The organism is Okeania sp. SIO2B9 (assembly GCF_010672505.1).
Lineage (GTDB): Bacteria > Cyanobacteriota > Cyanobacteriia > Cyanobacteriales > Microcoleaceae > Okeania > Okeania hirsuta.
This window is the reverse complement of sequence record NZ_JAAHGK010000034.1, coordinates 1-15,086: the sequence shown is the minus strand read 5'-3', so window position 1 is coordinate 15,086 and position 15,086 is coordinate 1. Positions and strand designations below refer to the sequence as shown.

Below are 15,086 nucleotides of genomic sequence, written 5' to 3'. Positions count from 1 at the left end.
ATTGTCCGTTCGCTGGCAGGAGAAACAGTTGATCATTTTCTTTGTGAGTTTAATACCCCACCGTCAACGGGGGTGTTCACGCATTACATGGGGATTCTCACCCCAAGTAATTTTCCTCCTGTCTCCAGTATAGCTGTCTCCTGTCTCCTTCAAAAATATCAAATCATTCGTCACTGTGCAACGCCAAAAAATCTTCCATCTTCAACCATTACCAAATATTTCTCGATCTCCCCATCTCCCTGCCATAAGAATCTAATTACACCGATGCTACCGGATTTGATCTAAATTGCATAACCCCTCAACTTCAAGAAATATATTGAATTGTATAACCAAAACTGGTTACTTTCTGACTCGTCCATTAATTTAATGTTTCTCTCTGGAGGTCAAAAACATGAAATTTTCTGTAGTCATCTTTAAAAGTGCTTTTTGGAAAATTTCTCTATCTCTAGCATTAATGCTATATTCTTTGCCAAGTTTGGCCTTAACTGTCCAGGACGTGCCCAACCCCCGACAAAATTATGGTGGTTGGGTGACAGATATGGCTGAAATACTCAGTACTGACACAGAAGCTAAACTCAACAAAATGATTTCAGACCTGGAAGCAAGCAATGGTTCATAAATTGCAGTTGTTACTGTCTCAGAAACCCAACCTGCTGCAACTCCAAAAAAGTTTGCTACTGAGTTATTTAACTATTGGGGAATAGGTAAGAAAGATAAAGACAATGGGGTGTTGTTTTTGGTTTCTCAGGGCGATCGCCGTGTGGAAATTGAAACAGGGAAAGGAGTACAGGAAATTTTGCCAGATGCTAAAGTTAGCCACTTGCTCGATACCAACATTATCCCGAAATTTAAGTTAGGATTATTTGAAAGTGGTGTAGTTGTAGGTACAACAGCATTAGTAACATCCCTAAAAACTGGGAAATATAGTCTAGCTGAAACTTCAGTTTCTCAAAATGACACACTTATTATGGGCATCATAATTACTATTTTACTGGTATTGGTGTTTCTGACAATTCTTCTGACAATTCTGATTTACATGAATACCAGAAATAGGCAGAGAAGCAGTTATACTCCTCGTAGTTATAGTAGTTACAGTAGCTATAGTGGAGGAAGTAGAAATCATGGTAGTGACAACCATACTCAAAGAAGTAGTTATAGCTCCACAGATACGAATGATAGTGACAATGATAGTAGTAGTGATGATGATGCTAGCTTTGGTGGAGGTAGTAGCGATGGTGGGGGTTCGGGAGCTAATTGGTCTGAAACCGCTAGCAGCAGTAGTCCTGAAAACTTTGGTGGTGGCAGTAGTAGTGGTGGTGGCAGTAGTAGTAGTTCCAGTAATTATAGTGTGACTAGCAGCAGCAGTTCTGGAAGCTATAGTAGTAGTAGCAGTAGTAGCAGTTCCAGTGGTAGTTATGATAGTTATAGTAGTAGCAGTTCTGGAAGTGATAGTAGTGATAGTGGAGGTTGTGATTACTAATAGACATCTCCAGAAAAGAGGGAATAGGGAATAGGGAATAGGGAACCCACCCCTCGCCCCTCCCCCTCCCAGGAGGGGGAAGAACTGATGATTTCTGTACGATAATTGATTTCATTTGGATAGACCACAGTAGGGAAGTTCCATGGAACGTCCTTACAAGGTTTTGATTGTTTTGTCATTCAATAGTTTAGTGATTGCCAACAAATACAAATCATACCCACACATCAGCAACGCCAAAAACCTTATCCCTTGAAACCTTGCTTTCCCTTCTGCCTTCTGCCTTCATCCTAAGTATAACTATTCAATCGGACATGATATTAATTATTAATTAGGGTTTGCTGATTAAATCTAAAAGTATTTACAGATAAAGGTTTTAGCCTTTTTGGGGTCTTTAAAAAGTGCCTGGTTTTCAGCTCTTCACGCTCAAAAAGGAGCGTATTTTGGCGCATAGTTGGGCAGAAAAATCAAGGAACAATTCTTACTCCTACCTCCTCGTTCATTCCCCGTTCCTCCTGTCTCCTGTCTCCAGTATAGCTGTCTCCTACCCTCACCCATAAGACTTATGAGCGCAAACCCTAATTATTAATTATTAATTGTTGAACAGTTTCTAGCTTCAGTAATAATTTTCATTGGATAGGAGTCAGCTACTAACTTGTTTGCCTCTTCAATTACTTTAATATCTGGTGTAAAGGTTGATTTTGGTACAGACTCATCAAAATTAATTAAAGTTTTAATACGTTGATAGACCTGGAATGCCACAGTTGGGAAAAACGAAAATTTGCCAGGCAACACACACAAATAATTACTGTGAGGATTTGATTCGATCCAATAACTATAACGGCGTTTTTGCTCTTCCTGACTAATAAATTCTGTTTTCACACATTCATAACTAAAGAGGTTACGGTTATAAAGTCGATCTTTGCCAAAATATCGTTCTGCGGACTCCAAAATTGGCTCAATATCAACTTCATCTTCATCTCCTTGATTTATTAGGTCGTCGTTAGTATAACTAGAATCAGCTAACATTGAGTAAACAAATTTTTCGTCCTCAATTTCACAGCTATGCACAAAATGATTGAAATGAAATTTTTTCTTAGTAGACATCCGCACAAAATTTGTATCAGTTAGGGCAGGTTGAGCTACTACCATAGCACTACGACTACGTTTGAGTTTTGCCCGTACTTGTAAATCAGACAAAAATGGCTCAAAACCTTTTCCTACTGCAAAGATAAACAACTTTGCTTTTAGGCGTTTGGGAAAACCTTGTTGTGTCCGACACAAAATACTTTTGATTTGAATTGGGCCGTAGCGGTCTATTAATAGTTTATCAATAACTACTCCAGTCTCGAATGTCACCCCTTGAGTGAGAGCGCTGGCAACCAAGTCTTTGATTATTGCACTGGTATTCATAGAGGAATCTAATGTTCTGATAATTTCATAGTTTGACTTTTCTAGACCGTAAGATTTATCAAATCTATGACAAAGGTTATCTATAGTTTCCGTTGAGTGACGCAACGAACAATTTAAACCTTCATAAGCTTCGACTTGTGCATAAATTGGTGCTAGACAATTTCCATTCTGATACCAATTATGTTGTTGACCATAAGCAGTTTCTAATCTGCCTAAGACTCGGTTACGCTGAATTTCCATTTGTACCGAGTCGCTCTTGAGACCAGATAGACTAATTTCGGGAGAATTTGTTCCAGGATGAATTAAATATACAGGGCGATCGTTAAACCAACCGTTTAGTTTAGGGATAACTGCGGGAGTGAAAAAATTGGGTTTTGTTTCTGTCAGCGCAATATTACATTGTTCGGTAAAGTAGGAACTATATAGATTAATTGCATCCTCTAAACTATTTACACAATTGATAAAAGTCTGAGCATCGTCATGTCCTGAGTAAAGTGCGCCAGTATGAAACCAACCTTCGAGTTTACCCGAAGCAAATGTTCCTAATTGTGAGGCGCTTTCTAATACTTTGATGGAAAGACGACTATGGCGGGCAAGAAATTCAGCAATAGAAATTCCGGCAATGCCACCACCGATAATTATTGCATCGACATATTCGATTTGAGAAGCTTGAATTTTTGTCATAGTAGTAGTAATATTATGTCTGGATAATTAGCGAAAAAAAACTTTCTCTGATGACTCCCCCATCGTTATTTCTAACTATTCAAACGGACATAATATAAGTCATAGTAGTAATAGTTACCATACTACTTTAAGTAAACGGATGAAAAGCTTGCTTTTAATTTGGCGTTGCTGAAATATAATGGTAAGTAGCTGAAGGTAAAATTGAAAAACTTATGTTTTGCGTTGATACTTAATCTAAAAATCATTACCATTCAGCAACGCCAATAAGTTAATCTGGCAAATTTGCCGTTAACAGGGGAGCGGATTGGAGACGTTCTACAGCTCAAATCAGAAGATGCAGGAGAGTAGGGCAAAACTAAAATTACAGCAAGGATTGTTAAGGGACGATAATCCTAAGGAACTACCTAATTTTGAGGTTTGGAGGTACAGTAGTAGCGATCGCCTTGACTAACCCTACGGCAATCATCCTAGATATTTGTTAGGCACGGCTCAACTTGTAGCTGTGCAGACTTCTGCCATTAAGGCATTGCATGATGAGCTGTCGTTGTGACTGGATTTTGGTCATTCCCTTGAAGAGTGGTTTGAAGAATGGGAAACAGGTTATCCGTCGTTCACTCTTGCAGGGATAAATGACACCGGACAACAAACCACATCTTAATTATCAACTCGACAATACTACAAAAAAAGGACAAGAAGTGGAAGTATGCCGTTTGGGCGACAGTCTATAGCGACTCCTGATGCGGGCACAGGAACTGCTACAACAGCAATAGGTGATAGAATTATAAAGATTGTTTGAAAGCTATACTGGCGATCGCTACTCCAAATTAAAAACTTTATTGGCCATCAAGAAAATATTTTAATTTGTAAAGCAATTGAGCTATTTAAGCGATCGCCTAAATCATTGGTGGCCAAAATTCCCTAGCTAGAATTTGTTCCGAACTTTCTAGGGAATTACTCTAGAAAATACTTCCGATAAAAATGTTTGATGCCACCCATGAAATTTTGAATGATGGTCGTGTTCATAAATACACAGTGACTCAAAATGGGCAACCAATACCATATAGTGAGGTTTTAAACTTATGGCAGTATGAGTCAAACTTTCGCTCTTTCTTCATTTCACTTTTATCTAAGTCTCCCTTTTCTGCCTATCGATGGGAAACACCATCCATTACAAAAGATACCTCAAAGCGTCAATTTGAATTTGTGTTGCTGAACTCTCCAGGGTTAGCACGCAACCCAGACAAAAGGACATTTAGTGATTATTTCAGAACCGACAATCTTAACAATGGAATTGTTGTATTTGAAAATTTAGGCAAAGATGCAATACTTGTAGCTCCATCTCCTAGGGATTCAGAACCCTCCTGGGGAGGAACTGCGTTTTCAGCTTATTCCCATCTAGCAGCCTTCATTCGCGGTGCGCCAGATGGTCAAAAACAGGCATTGTGGCGAATTGTGGGACAAACTGTGCAACAAAAGATTTCAGACCACCCGCTTTGGGTCAGTACAGCAGGTGGCGGAGTGGCTTGGCTTCATGTTAGATTAGATTCTCGACCAAAATATTACGGATACAAAATGTACAGTTTATCAGATCGAGTCTAGATTTGATAGTTGCTGAATGTTAGAACAACAAAAATAGGAATCATATCATGTCCGGTTGAATACTTATAAATAACCATGAAGGAGTCAGGAAGACCTCCTCAGGAGTCAGGAGGGAAGAAGAAAGTTTTTTATCACGCTATTAAACGGACATGATATCATAGAAAAATAATAGCTTTTCCTATTGCCAATTTGAGACTTAAGATGCTATTGTTAATATCAGTATGAGGGCGCGTAGCTCAGTGGATAGAGCACCAGATTCCGGTTCTGGGTGTCGGGGGTTCGAATCCCTCCGTGCTCGTTTTGAACTATATATATAGTATTTGAGCTATTTTATGGTATGGCTATATTCAATTCAAAAGCTTTTTTAGTAAGCCTTTTAGGTTTTATTATTTTCCGATCAAATATTGTTCAACAATTAAACTATTTGGTCTAGCTCTGACATTTTTTACTTAATTTTCACCCAGACCCAGAAATTAAAGAAATCAAATGAAAATGCACTGAGTTTACATGAGCATTTTTTATAGGTATATAGTTTTTTGATAATAAAAAATTTTCTCTTGTTTTGAAAAGAGGGCCTAATATTACCTAGAGGTAGAAATATTTTTGTTGATCAGCGGTTTTCATTTGGGTAGACCACAGTAGGGACGTTCCATGGAACGTCCCTACAAAGTTTTGTTTGTGAAGATGTGGTTCATCAATTTGAAAAGCGCTGTATTTTATATCATGTGCCCCCTTCAGGGGAGCTACGCTTACGGTATAATAGTTATAATAGGGCTTCGTAGTTTTGCTCTATCCCTAATACATAAGTATTGTAAGAGCTAAAGCCCAACTACAAACAAAAACTTTATTATAAGTATAGCAATGTACGCTGGCATATTTACAAATTACAAGAGGTGTCCAATAGCTAAAAGCCTTATATTATCGGTTTTTTATTCCCCCTTCCGGAGCTGTTGCCAGATGAGCTGTTGCCTGCGCACAGCGCTATAATTATCCTAAAATTATATTATGGCGGTTTTCAGAAAGATAGAATACACTCCTAAGAATAAAAACCCTTGTAGGGAGTTCCATGGAACTCCCTACAAGGGTCTACTAAGGGTGAAAACTGCTATAAGATTACTATGTCCTTATTCTATTGGTGCTGTTTCAGCTTCTGGTGGCATCACTTCAATAGGTATACCTTCCTCCTCTTGCCCATCCTGATTTGGTAATGTTTCTCCAACAGATGTATTTTCCGCTTCTGTTTCTGTTGACTTTGCTGTACTACAGTTAGAACTATCAAAATTAAATTCATATTGATAAAGTTTTGAGCGATCGCTACTGGAAAATGATTGATTATTAACTGCATCTATAGCTGCTTCATCTAGCACTGAATGACCACTTTCTAGCAATAACTTTGGTCCATCGGTAATACCGCCATCTGGACTAACTAATACTCCCACAGCAGCTTTACCTTCTAACTTTTGCCCACAAGCTGCTTCTGGATAAGTATCAGCAATAGTTGTAGGTTCAGTCAAATTATCTTCTTCTAATCCCAATTCTATTGCCCACTGTAGATAAGCACCCACAGCACCTAAAGCGATATCCCTTGATTGTGATTCTTCATTGACAGCAGCATATTCTTGCTTTTGTTGCTGTAGTTTTGCTAACAGTGAACCTTGAAATTCTGCTTGTTGCTGTACTGTTGGAGATTGTTCAGGTTCCTGCTGTACTGGTGGGGATGGTTCAACAGCAGGTGTTATTACAGGTGTTGGTGGTTTTGTTTCTTCGATAGTAGTAGCAGCTACATTTTCTTCAGGTGTTGGAGATGATTGAGGGACGGGAGTAGTCGCAGTAACTTTTTGTTGCTTTTGTTGTTCAAATTGTTCTAATAATGAACCTTTAAACTCTTTTGGTGTGGGAGATGGTTTAGGAGTTGGAGCAAAAGCAGGAGTTTCCTGAACCTCAATTTCTAGTTGAGATTTATTAGTTTCAGTTGGTGGGGGAGTGACAACAGCTACCTTTTGTTGTTGTTTTGTTTCTTCTGCTATATCCTGAATAGTCTTTCCTTCTCGTAATTGCCTAACTATTGGTGCTTCTGGCAGTCTACCTTTTTTTGTAGGGTCTGGTGTTGGAGGTGTTGGAGGAGTTTGAGGAGTTGCTGTTGCTATAGGTTTTTTCTCTGTTTGAGTTTGAGTATCGGTATCATTTTTATTTGGAGCAATAGCAATTTGATTTTCAACTTTATCTTGGTAACGTCGTGGAGGCAATTTTAAATTAGCTGAGTATGACTCCCCAGTTGAGTTTTCAACTATAGAAGTTTGCTCTTGAGGGTCGATCTCCAGAGTTGGACGACGTGATAAACCTGAGTCAAAGACTTTATCTGTCAAGTTCAAGTTTTTTCTGAGTTGATATTCATCTATTTGATTTTGATTTGATTGTTGTTGTGGGTCAACTCGAAATATCTCTGCTGGTTGACTATTTGTACTAGGTAGTGGGGGTGGAGATATTGGTGTTGTTGGTAATGACGACCTACCTGGTATAATAGATGGATAATTGTAGGAAAATTCGCTTGGGGATGGATTTCTGGGCAACCTAGAGACGGAAGGAGTGGATCTTGAGCGGGTAGAAGAGGATGAGGTAGTAGAATCTTCTGGTGGTAATTCTGGTAAGTTGTAATCTGAAGGGTCTACAGGTATTGTTGGTAATTCTGAGGATGATGATTCGGGGACAACAGGTAGTTCACTCGGAGATGGTGGTGAAATAGGGGAAAGGTTGGATGGTGTTGGTATGGTTGAGAATGTAATTTCTGGTTCTTCTGGTTGAGGGAGGAGTTCAAGTTGTTCTGGTGTTAATTCTACTAATCCTACTGTTGGTGGTAATTTGGCTTTCTCAGAGAATAGGGATAATTTTGGTAGGTTAATTCCTAATATAGCATGGATGCCCACAGAGGTGAAGAGTGCTATCCATATTGGTTGACGGAGGGTGTCTATGATGGAAGGTTGTTCTATAGGTTGATTTAGGTCTAGGGAAGAAAAGTCAGACATATAAGGAAACTCCTATAATGATCGATAAAATAAATAATATCGTTGCAATTTGCATTTTAACATTCAGCCATTTTTCGGCCATAAAATCTTTAAGTCCCATTATTGAAATATTGAAAAAGAATATAGAGACCTTCTATGGAAGGTCTCTACAAAGGTTACTTGAAAAAGTATTATAGCAATGTGCGCTGGCATATTTACAAATTGCAGGAATTTTCCAATCGCTAAAAGTCTTATATGATCAGCTTTTTATTCCCCCTATTGCCTTCCGGAACTGTTGCCTGTTGCCTGCGCGCAGCGCTATAATTTTTGGAGATATCTAATGTCTGACTCTTACCAAAGAGCGATCGCTAATTTCTGATTGAGAAATCTTCTGCTTCTAACAATGGACTACCTGTTAAAGTTGCAAATTGAACACCACTACTGAAACCTGTTGCACTACCATTAGAGGATTATAGAATAAGTTACCATTGTTACTGTTGTAGACAATGACTCACCTGGTATGCTGAAACCTTTTCCTGAGTCACTGTTGATAGCGGTAAAATTATCGCGGTCTAGAAGAATTATGTCTCCTGGTGTTTGGGAAAAATCAGTAATTTCGTCTATACCAAAATCCTGTGGTTGAAATGCTTCCAGGACTTACGCAAAATATCAATTTATACGCCACCTGTAGGGGCGCTTTCCTCCGGAATGCTTTCCTTGCGGAAAGTGCCCCTACTAGATATGGTGGTTCTGCGTAAGTCATGATCAAGTTAGAGTTTAGTGAACTAAAGGAAATACATGTATGCAGAAATTAGAAAACATCAGAGTATTAATTACTGGTGTAGGGATTAAACCTGTAAGGCATATTTTTCGTGATATTGTAACCAACGAATCTTCCCATACTCCAGTTATACATAATGGTGATGAGTATAAAGCAAATCTAGGTGCCAGTACGGCTTTTTCATGTGCCGAAGCTGGAGCTATAGTACATTTAGTGGCTAGATCCGGAAAAAATTTGAAAATTGTCAAAGATTGGATTACGAGAAGTATTCCGAGAGCTAAAGTCGAAATATCTACTATTGATCTTTTAGACAAACAAGAAACTGAAATCAAACTTGCAAGTGTTTCAAATGACATTCCTCTTTATTGGGTACAGTCCCTTGGTTTAGGTGCTGGTACAGTTAAAATCAGGGACAATAATCCATATTTAAAAATTGATGAAGTTTCGGAAGAATTTATTGATGCTGAATTATCTGTATTGAAAAGCACATACATGACGCTTCAAGCGTTATTGCCAAGATTTCGTAAGCAAGCTGAAACCCGTATTTGTATTGTCTCTTCAATGAGCGGAATAAGATCGTTTGTATCAGGTTCAGTCCATAATTCTGCAAAAGGTGCAATAAGTAGATTTGCCAATGCAATTTCTTTAGAACTTGCTCCTGAAAAAATCTATGTATCAAATATCCGCCCTGGTGGGTGTGATACGGGTTTATATGATGAGAATATAGTAAAGAGTCGGATCGCTAAAATAAGAGAGTCGTTTGGTTTTGGGAGCGATCCTGATGATATTCGTTTAATGCCTCCTTCTAGTGTTGGAAAAGCAATCGTCAATATTTTGTCTTCAGATGGGCATATCACTTCCGTCAATATTGTAGCTCGTGGACAAATGCCACATGAGGGATCATAACGGTACTTAGACATTTTTTAGTCAACGCCATCATCATTTGGCAAGGACTTCAAATCGCCATCTCTTCGTTTCTGATTAGACCTCTCCCGAAATTGGCGCAATGATAGAGGAGGTGTCAGGAAATGCCAACTGAAGTGATAAAGTTCCGATTTTGGTTTTGGATATAGAATTTATCTATTTTCAGCAAGTTTAGATGCCTTTTTAGCATCAAAATCCAGCGAAATTTCAGTAAAAGTTCCGACACCGTTAGAAAGAGGAACTGTGTTACAGTGGTTTTCATTTGGATAGACCACAGTAAGGACGTTCCATGGAAGGTCCCTACAAGGTTTTGCTTGTGAAGATGTGGTTCATCAATTTGAAAAGCGCTGTAAGTTTTGATACTGATTCTGTTCAGGAATATAGAAGCTATTCAACTTCAAAACCTGATTGATTTTTGATTAATAAATTTGATAGGTATTCTGCTGACATTGAAATACCAATATCTGATAAAAATTCTCGAAGTTTACCTGAGGTCATGTTTCCTTCATCGTACAGGCTCATAACCAATGGTTTTATTCCTGGACAAAATTCTCCTTTATGTGTCAGAATTATTATATATTTATGTTATGAATATATGCAAAAAATATTTCATTATCTGACAGATGAAAGAATTTTATACCTGGAAAAAATACCGCTGTGCTTACGAATTTTATCCTCAGAAAGAAGGAAATTGTTCTACTATACCTTTACTATTACTGCATCCTATTGGAGTAGGTTTATCTAAAAATTTCTGGCATCGATTTTGTTCTTTATGGCAGGAGCAAAGTTTACTAAATCCTATCTATAGTCCAGATTTATTAGGGTGTGGTGAAAGTGATATGCCATCTGTGGCTTACTATCCTATGGACTGGGCTGAACAATTACAATATTTTTTAGAGAAGGTTGTACAAAGACCAGTAATTTTAGTTGTACAAGGTGCTTTGTTTCCTGTGGCTGTATCTCTGGTCAAACTACAGCAAGAATCAAGTTGAATTGATGGTTTAATATTATCGGGTCCGCCTCAGTTGGAATTGATGACAAAAGCTGATTCATTTGTGAGTCAAAAATTAAGATGGAATCTTTTTTATTCACCTATTGGTAAAGTTTTTTATCGCTATGCACGCAGTCGAAAATTTTTAGATTCTTTTTCTAAAAAACAATTATTTGCTGATGAATATCTAGTAGATAAAGAATGGTTAGATACTTTAGAAAAAGGAGCAAAAAATCTCCAAAGTCAATATGCTGTTTTTTCTTTTTTAGCAGGGTTTTGGAGACAGGATTTTAGTCAAGATATTTCTCGAATTAATCAACCTACTTTAGTATTAGTAGGAAAGCAAGCATCAACTATTAGTAAAACTGAGCAAACTGAAACACCAGAGCAAAGAATTAATAGCTATTTAAAGTTGTTGCTTCAAGGAGAAGGTTGTCAAATATCAGGGCGAAATGTTTTACCTTATGAGTCAACAGAAGAGTTTATTAAAGCTGTTAGTAATTTTGTACAAAAGATTAGTTAATGTGTAAGCATTCCGCAGGAAATGCTTACGTTAATATAGCAATCAGGAGTTAGATGCAAGAATTGAGGTGTTTCTTTAAAGTATAGAATATAGCAGTTATCTTATTCACATATACAGGACTTACGCATGCTTCACCTTGAAAACGCCATATGTAGGGGCGTTAACGATAGTTATGCGAAGCAAATGGCATTTGCGTTCCGCAAAGCTCCGAATGGCGCCCTCACTCGATTTAGTATCCGTGCGTAAGTCCTGATATATTCGTTTTTTCTTCTTCCCTATCTCCATGTTCTCTATCTCCTTTTCCCTAAAAGTCTCCAACATCTCACAACTAAAATCATATTGCTATAGTTTGATAATTTAATCAAATTAATCGCCAAATTTATCAAATGCAAAATAGGTATAAATAAAATGGATCAAGTCGCTAATTGTATTGATTATCGGGAGAAAAATACTACTATTTTAATTGTGGATGATAATCCAATCGATTTGAAATTAGCAATTACTGTTCTGGAGAGCTATAACTTTAAGGTATTAGTATCTGTTGATGGTGAAAATTGTTTTAAACAAGCAAGATAAAAATGGTATAGGAATAAACTCAAAAATTAAAGATAAAATTTTCAACCCTTTTTTCACTACTAAACCTTCTGGAGAAGGAGTAGGTTTGGGTTTATCTCTAGTTAATAAAATTATTGTTGGACAACATCATGGCAGTATTAAAGTTGAAACTCAAGCGGGAAAATATACTGAATTTATTATTGAAATTCCTATGGCTAATTCTACAAATTTTCTACCAGAGCGAGATGAAAGTTAAGTATGTCTGAAAATTCATTTGAAAAAGATAGTTTAGGTTGGCAATTCCAAAAGTTACAACAAAAATTTGGCGAATGGTGGGAAGTTCAAACTTCTCAAACAGCAGCTAAATTACCAGGGGTAGATTTGCCTTATTGGTGGGATAATCCCATAATATTAATGATTGCTAAAGCGATGGCTTGGCTATTTTTTGCTTTTCTGTTGAGCTGGGTAGCTATACAAATAATTAGACTGTTAAATTCTTATATTTATGGTATCCGTAATAAAATCAACTTAACAACAGAAATTAGAGCAGAATCTCAACTAGAATTATCAGTAACAGCTTGGTTAAATAAATCACAAAAATGCCAAGAAATAGGCAATTATCGAGAGGCTTGTCGTTGTTTATATATGGCAATGTTACAAGGATTAAATGACCGGGGTATTATTTCCGATCTACCTAGTCGCACTGATGGAGAATATTTAGAATTAATTCAGCAGTTATCTCTACCTAAACCATATCAAAAATTATTCATTACTCATCAGCAGTTATTATTTGGTAACTTAGAAGTTTCTGCTGCTGTATTTGCAGAATGCCAGGAAGCTTATCAACAAATCAGAGATGAAAAAAACTAATAAATTTTGGGTATTTGGAGCGATAGCTCTAATTTCAATTATGATAATGACTGTTTTTTTTGCCCCAGTAAGTAATCAATTAAATAGCGGTTCTACTTATAGTCGTGCCCCAGATGGATATGGTGCTTGGTACAAGTTTATGTTAGAAAAAGGCGCGGATATTCAACGCTGGGAAAAACCATTTATAGATTTAGAAAATACTCAAGATATCAACTCATCAGTTACTCTATTGCAGGTTAATAGTCAACTAGAAAATCGAGTAATTAATGCTCAGATAAAAAATTGGGTAAAATCTGGGAATATTTTGGTAATTTTAGGCATTAAAAAACAGGTAACAAAGGCAGATTTTACTACTATCCATGATACGGAAGTAGGAAAAGTTGAAATAGAAACAAGTCGCAGGGCAATAAAAATTGAGCAACAAAAAGAAGAGAAGTTATTAGGTGATCGCTACGGTGCTATAGTTTGGCAAAAACAGTTTGGTAAAGGAAAAATTATCTTAGCTACTACTCAATATTTAGCTGCGAATGCTTATCAATATATACCTGGAAATTATGAATTTTTAGCTCAACTTGTTACTCAAGGTCAACAACGAATTTTAGTAGATGAATATATTCATGGTTATAAAGACCAAGAAGTAATTAAGGAGGAGTTGGGAGAAAGTTTAGTGAATTATTTGGTTGAAACTCCTTTATTTCCAATTTTTATTCAGGGTTTAATTATTTTAGTTATCCTAATTTTTACTCAAAATCGTCGTTTTGCTAAACCGATAAAATTATCAGCACCAATAATTGATAATAGTCAAGCTTATATTCAAGCTTTAGCAGGAGTATTACAAAAAGCAGAAAGTCGGGAATTTATTTTAGAAACTACAGGGAAAGAGCAAAAAATTCAACTGCAAAAGAAATTAGGACTAGGAGAAAATATAGTTGAAGATAAATCTTTGATAGATGCTTGGATACAGCAAACTGGAGAGCGATCAATAGAATTAGAAAAAGTCCTAAAAATTCAATCTCAAAAACGAAAAATTACTGAATCAGAGTTATTAAATTGGTTAGATAAGTGGGAGAAAATATTTCAAGTTGAAAACAAAGCAAAAAGGAATTTTTGACCGATTTTTTTTGGTCTCAAGCATTCTCTTTTAATGGTATAAAAAGCGGTCGATCTTCTGTTGATGGTTAATGGGAGTAGGGATTGATATCAAATCCAGTAGTATCAGTGTAATTAGGTGGGGAGGTGGGGAGATGGGACCCACCCCTGACCCCTCCCAGGAGGGGAATGTGGGGGGATGGGGAGATCGAGAAATATTTGGTAATGGTTGAAGATGGAACATTTTTTTATACCGAATTAAACGGATTTGAGATCATTAATTGATAATGGATAATTACCTCTGGTTAAAACTGAGAGGATTGAACCTAGCGCGGAAATCTTATTTCTTTTTATCCTTAAAAGGAGAGACTTTCAACCTAAAGCGCGATTCATTATCAATTATCAATTATCCATTGCTAAATGGTAATTTACCCCTACAAATTATTGATACAAAAATTGATTTATATAGCAACAGTCTTGATAATTAGAACTGATGAAGTAACTGTTTGTGTAGCACTCAGCAGCAGAAACAACGAAAGATAAACCATAAAACTTCTTCCTTGTTCCTTCTACAATAAGATTACTTTTGGCAAATGGTTTAAAATCAGATAAATACGGAAGATAAATAATAAAACTTATTTCCTCTTCCAGCTTCGGTTATTCCTTGTTCCTTCTACGATAAGATTACTTTTGGCAAATGGTTTAAAATCAGATAAATATGGAAGATAAGCCATAAAACTTCTTGCTTCTTCCTTCTTAGTTATTCCTTCTGCAATAACATTACTTTTGGCAAATGGTTTAAAATCAGATAAATACAGAAGATAAATAATAAAACTTCTTTCTTATGCAATAAGATTACTTTTGGCAAATGGTTTAAAATCAGATAAATAATAAAACTTCTTTCTTCTTTCTTCTTTCTTCTTGCTTCTTCCTTCTTAGTTATTCCTTCTGCAATAACATTACTTTTGGCAAATGGTACAAGATCAGATGAATTTGGAACTACCTATCATTATATATATACTAATAACTGAATTAATATGAAACAAACTAACTCAATATTTACTCAACTATATCAGACTCTCAATCAAATAATTGTTGAATAGGTATATTTTGACCGACAATTATTTGATTGAGAGTCTGATATAGTTGAGTAAATATTGAGTTAGTTTGTTTCATAT

At 36.6% G+C, this 15,086-nt stretch carries 15 protein-coding genes and 1 tRNA gene; 12 read left to right on the top strand and 4 right to left on the bottom strand.

Going from position 1 to position 15,086, the window contains the following annotated elements; all coding sequences use genetic code 11:
* The first annotated feature begins 391 nt into the window (after window positions 1–391).
* A complete protein-coding gene (locus F6K13_RS02765) occupies window positions 392–619 on the top strand; it encodes a hypothetical protein (protein WP_205127834.1) in 228 nt (75 codons plus the stop codon).
* Window positions 620–1,480 (top strand): YgcG family protein, encoded by an 861-nt coding sequence (locus tag F6K13_RS02760; RefSeq protein WP_205127835.1) that lies wholly within the window; start codon window positions 620–622, stop codon window positions 1,478–1,480. It abuts the gene before it with no gap.
* A gap of 423 nt (window positions 1,481–1,903) precedes the next feature.
* On the opposite strand, the gene F6K13_RS02755 is transcribed toward F6K13_RS02760, so the two are convergent.
* Both F6K13_RS02755 and F6K13_RS02750 read right to left on the bottom strand, forming a co-directional pair.
* Window positions 1,904–2,035: a hypothetical protein gene (locus tag F6K13_RS02755; RefSeq protein ID WP_287286781.1), complete on the bottom strand. Its 132-nt coding sequence runs from the start codon at window positions 2,033–2,035 to the stop codon at window positions 1,904–1,906.
* Between the two features lie 27 nt (window positions 2,036–2,062).
* Complete coding sequence (locus F6K13_RS02750) at window positions 2,063–3,574, bottom strand: FAD-dependent oxidoreductase (RefSeq protein ID WP_124155264.1); 1,512 nt, start codon at window positions 3,572–3,574, stop codon at window positions 2,063–2,065.
* A gap of 978 nt (window positions 3,575–4,552) precedes the next feature.
* Here F6K13_RS02750 and F6K13_RS02745 point away from each other — a divergent pair.
* Both F6K13_RS02745 and F6K13_RS02740 read left to right on the top strand, forming a co-directional pair.
* Window positions 4,553–5,173: a DUF6940 family protein gene (locus F6K13_RS02745; RefSeq protein WP_124143546.1), complete on the top strand. Its 621-nt coding sequence runs from the start codon at window positions 4,553–4,555 to the stop codon at window positions 5,171–5,173.
* Between the two features lie 225 nt (window positions 5,174–5,398).
* Window positions 5,399–5,471: transfer RNA gene (locus F6K13_RS02740), tRNA-Arg, on the top strand.
* An 826-nt stretch (window positions 5,472–6,297) separates the two neighbouring features.
* Here F6K13_RS02740 and F6K13_RS02735 read toward each other — a convergent pair.
* Window positions 6,298–8,196: a TonB family protein gene (locus F6K13_RS02735; RefSeq protein WP_124143545.1), complete on the bottom strand. Its 1,899-nt coding sequence runs from the start codon at window positions 8,194–8,196 to the stop codon at window positions 6,298–6,300.
* Window positions 8,197–8,977: 781 nt separating this feature from the next.
* Between F6K13_RS02735 and F6K13_RS02730 the strand changes: the two genes are divergently transcribed.
* The gene (locus F6K13_RS02730) at window positions 8,978–9,862 is read left to right on the top strand and encodes an SDR family oxidoreductase (RefSeq protein WP_287239309.1); all 885 of its coding nucleotides are present in this window, start codon (window positions 8,978–8,980) and stop codon (window positions 9,860–9,862) included.
* A gap of 405 nt (window positions 9,863–10,267) precedes the next feature.
* On the opposite strand, the gene F6K13_RS02725 is transcribed toward F6K13_RS02730, so the two are convergent.
* The gene (locus tag F6K13_RS02725; protein ID WP_287286779.1) at window positions 10,268–10,408 is read right to left on the bottom strand and encodes a hypothetical protein; all 141 of its coding nucleotides are present in this window, start codon (window positions 10,406–10,408) and stop codon (window positions 10,268–10,270) included.
* 95 nt (window positions 10,409–10,503) lie between these two features.
* On the opposite strand from F6K13_RS02725, the gene F6K13_RS34875 reads away from it, so the two are divergent.
* From F6K13_RS34875 to F6K13_RS02695, 7 genes are all read left to right on the top strand, one after another.
* Window positions 10,504–10,872, top strand: a complete 369-nt coding sequence (locus F6K13_RS34875; protein ID WP_353734918.1) for a hypothetical protein — start codon at window positions 10,504–10,506, stop codon at window positions 10,870–10,872.
* 42 nt (window positions 10,873–10,914) lie between these two features.
* Window positions 10,915–11,394, top strand: a complete 480-nt coding sequence (locus tag F6K13_RS34870; protein WP_353735630.1) for a hypothetical protein — start codon at window positions 10,915–10,917, stop codon at window positions 11,392–11,394.
* Window positions 11,395–11,802: 408 nt separating this feature from the next.
* Window positions 11,803–11,970, top strand: a complete 168-nt coding sequence (locus F6K13_RS02715) for a response regulator (protein ID WP_124143543.1) — start codon at window positions 11,803–11,805, stop codon at window positions 11,968–11,970.
* Window positions 11,939–12,205 (top strand): ATP-binding protein, encoded by a 267-nt coding sequence (locus F6K13_RS02710; RefSeq protein ID WP_124143542.1) that lies wholly within the window; start codon window positions 11,939–11,941, stop codon window positions 12,203–12,205. The genes F6K13_RS02715 and F6K13_RS02710 overlap by 32 nt, the downstream gene beginning before the upstream one ends.
* 2 nt (window positions 12,206–12,207) lie before the next feature.
* Window positions 12,208–12,819, top strand: a complete 612-nt coding sequence (locus F6K13_RS02705) for a DUF4129 domain-containing protein (RefSeq protein ID WP_124143541.1) — start codon at window positions 12,208–12,210, stop codon at window positions 12,817–12,819.
* On the top strand, window positions 12,806–13,930 hold the full coding sequence (locus tag F6K13_RS02700; protein WP_124155266.1) for a DUF4350 domain-containing protein: 1,125 nt from the start codon (window positions 12,806–12,808) through the stop codon (window positions 13,928–13,930). The genes F6K13_RS02705 and F6K13_RS02700 overlap by 14 nt, the downstream gene beginning before the upstream one ends.
* A 70-nt stretch (window positions 13,931–14,000) precedes the next feature.
* Window positions 14,001–14,141 (top strand): hypothetical protein, encoded by a 141-nt coding sequence (locus tag F6K13_RS02695; protein ID WP_192901303.1) that lies wholly within the window; start codon window positions 14,001–14,003, stop codon window positions 14,139–14,141.
* Window positions 14,142–15,086: the final 945 nt, after the last annotated feature.

What these genes read in the sequence shown, in the direction of transcription:
- F6K13_RS02745 (WP_124143546.1), top strand. Translation starts at nt 4,553, where the DNA reads ATGTTTGATGCCACCCATGAAATTTTGAATGATGGTCGTGTTCATAAA.
- F6K13_RS02765 (WP_205127834.1), top strand. Translation starts at nt 392, where the DNA reads ATGAAATTTTCTGTAGTCATCTTTAAAAGTGCTTTTTGGAAAATTTCT.
- F6K13_RS02715 (WP_124143543.1), top strand. Translation starts at nt 11,803, where the DNA reads ATGGATCAAGTCGCTAATTGTATTGATTATCGGGAGAAAAATACTACT.
- F6K13_RS02735 (WP_124143545.1), bottom strand. Translation starts at nt 8,196, where the DNA reads ATGTCTGACTTTTCTTCCCTAGACCTAAATCAACCTATAGAACAACCT.
- F6K13_RS02695 (WP_192901303.1), top strand. Translation starts at nt 14,001, where the DNA reads ATGGGAGTAGGGATTGATATCAAATCCAGTAGTATCAGTGTAATTAGG.
- F6K13_RS02750 (WP_124155264.1), bottom strand. Translation starts at nt 3,574, where the DNA reads ATGACAAAAATTCAAGCTTCTCAAATCGAATATGTCGATGCAATAATT.
- F6K13_RS02730 (WP_287239309.1), top strand. Translation starts at nt 8,978, where the DNA reads ATGCAGAAATTAGAAAACATCAGAGTATTAATTACTGGTGTAGGGATT.
- F6K13_RS02710 (WP_124143542.1), top strand. Translation starts at nt 11,939, where the DNA reads ATGGTGAAAATTGTTTTAAACAAGCAAGATAAAAATGGTATAGGAATA.
- F6K13_RS02700 (WP_124155266.1), top strand. Translation starts at nt 12,806, where the DNA reads ATGAAAAAAACTAATAAATTTTGGGTATTTGGAGCGATAGCTCTAATT.
- F6K13_RS02755 (WP_287286781.1), bottom strand. Translation starts at nt 2,035, where the DNA reads ATGGGTGAGGGTAGGAGACAGCTATACTGGAGACAGGAGACAGGAGGA.
- F6K13_RS02705 (WP_124143541.1), top strand. Translation starts at nt 12,208, where the DNA reads ATGTCTGAAAATTCATTTGAAAAAGATAGTTTAGGTTGGCAATTCCAA.
- F6K13_RS34875 (WP_353734918.1), top strand. Translation starts at nt 10,504, where the DNA reads ATGAAAGAATTTTATACCTGGAAAAAATACCGCTGTGCTTACGAATTT.
- F6K13_RS34870 (WP_353735630.1), top strand. Translation starts at nt 10,915, where the DNA reads ATGACAAAAGCTGATTCATTTGTGAGTCAAAAATTAAGATGGAATCTT.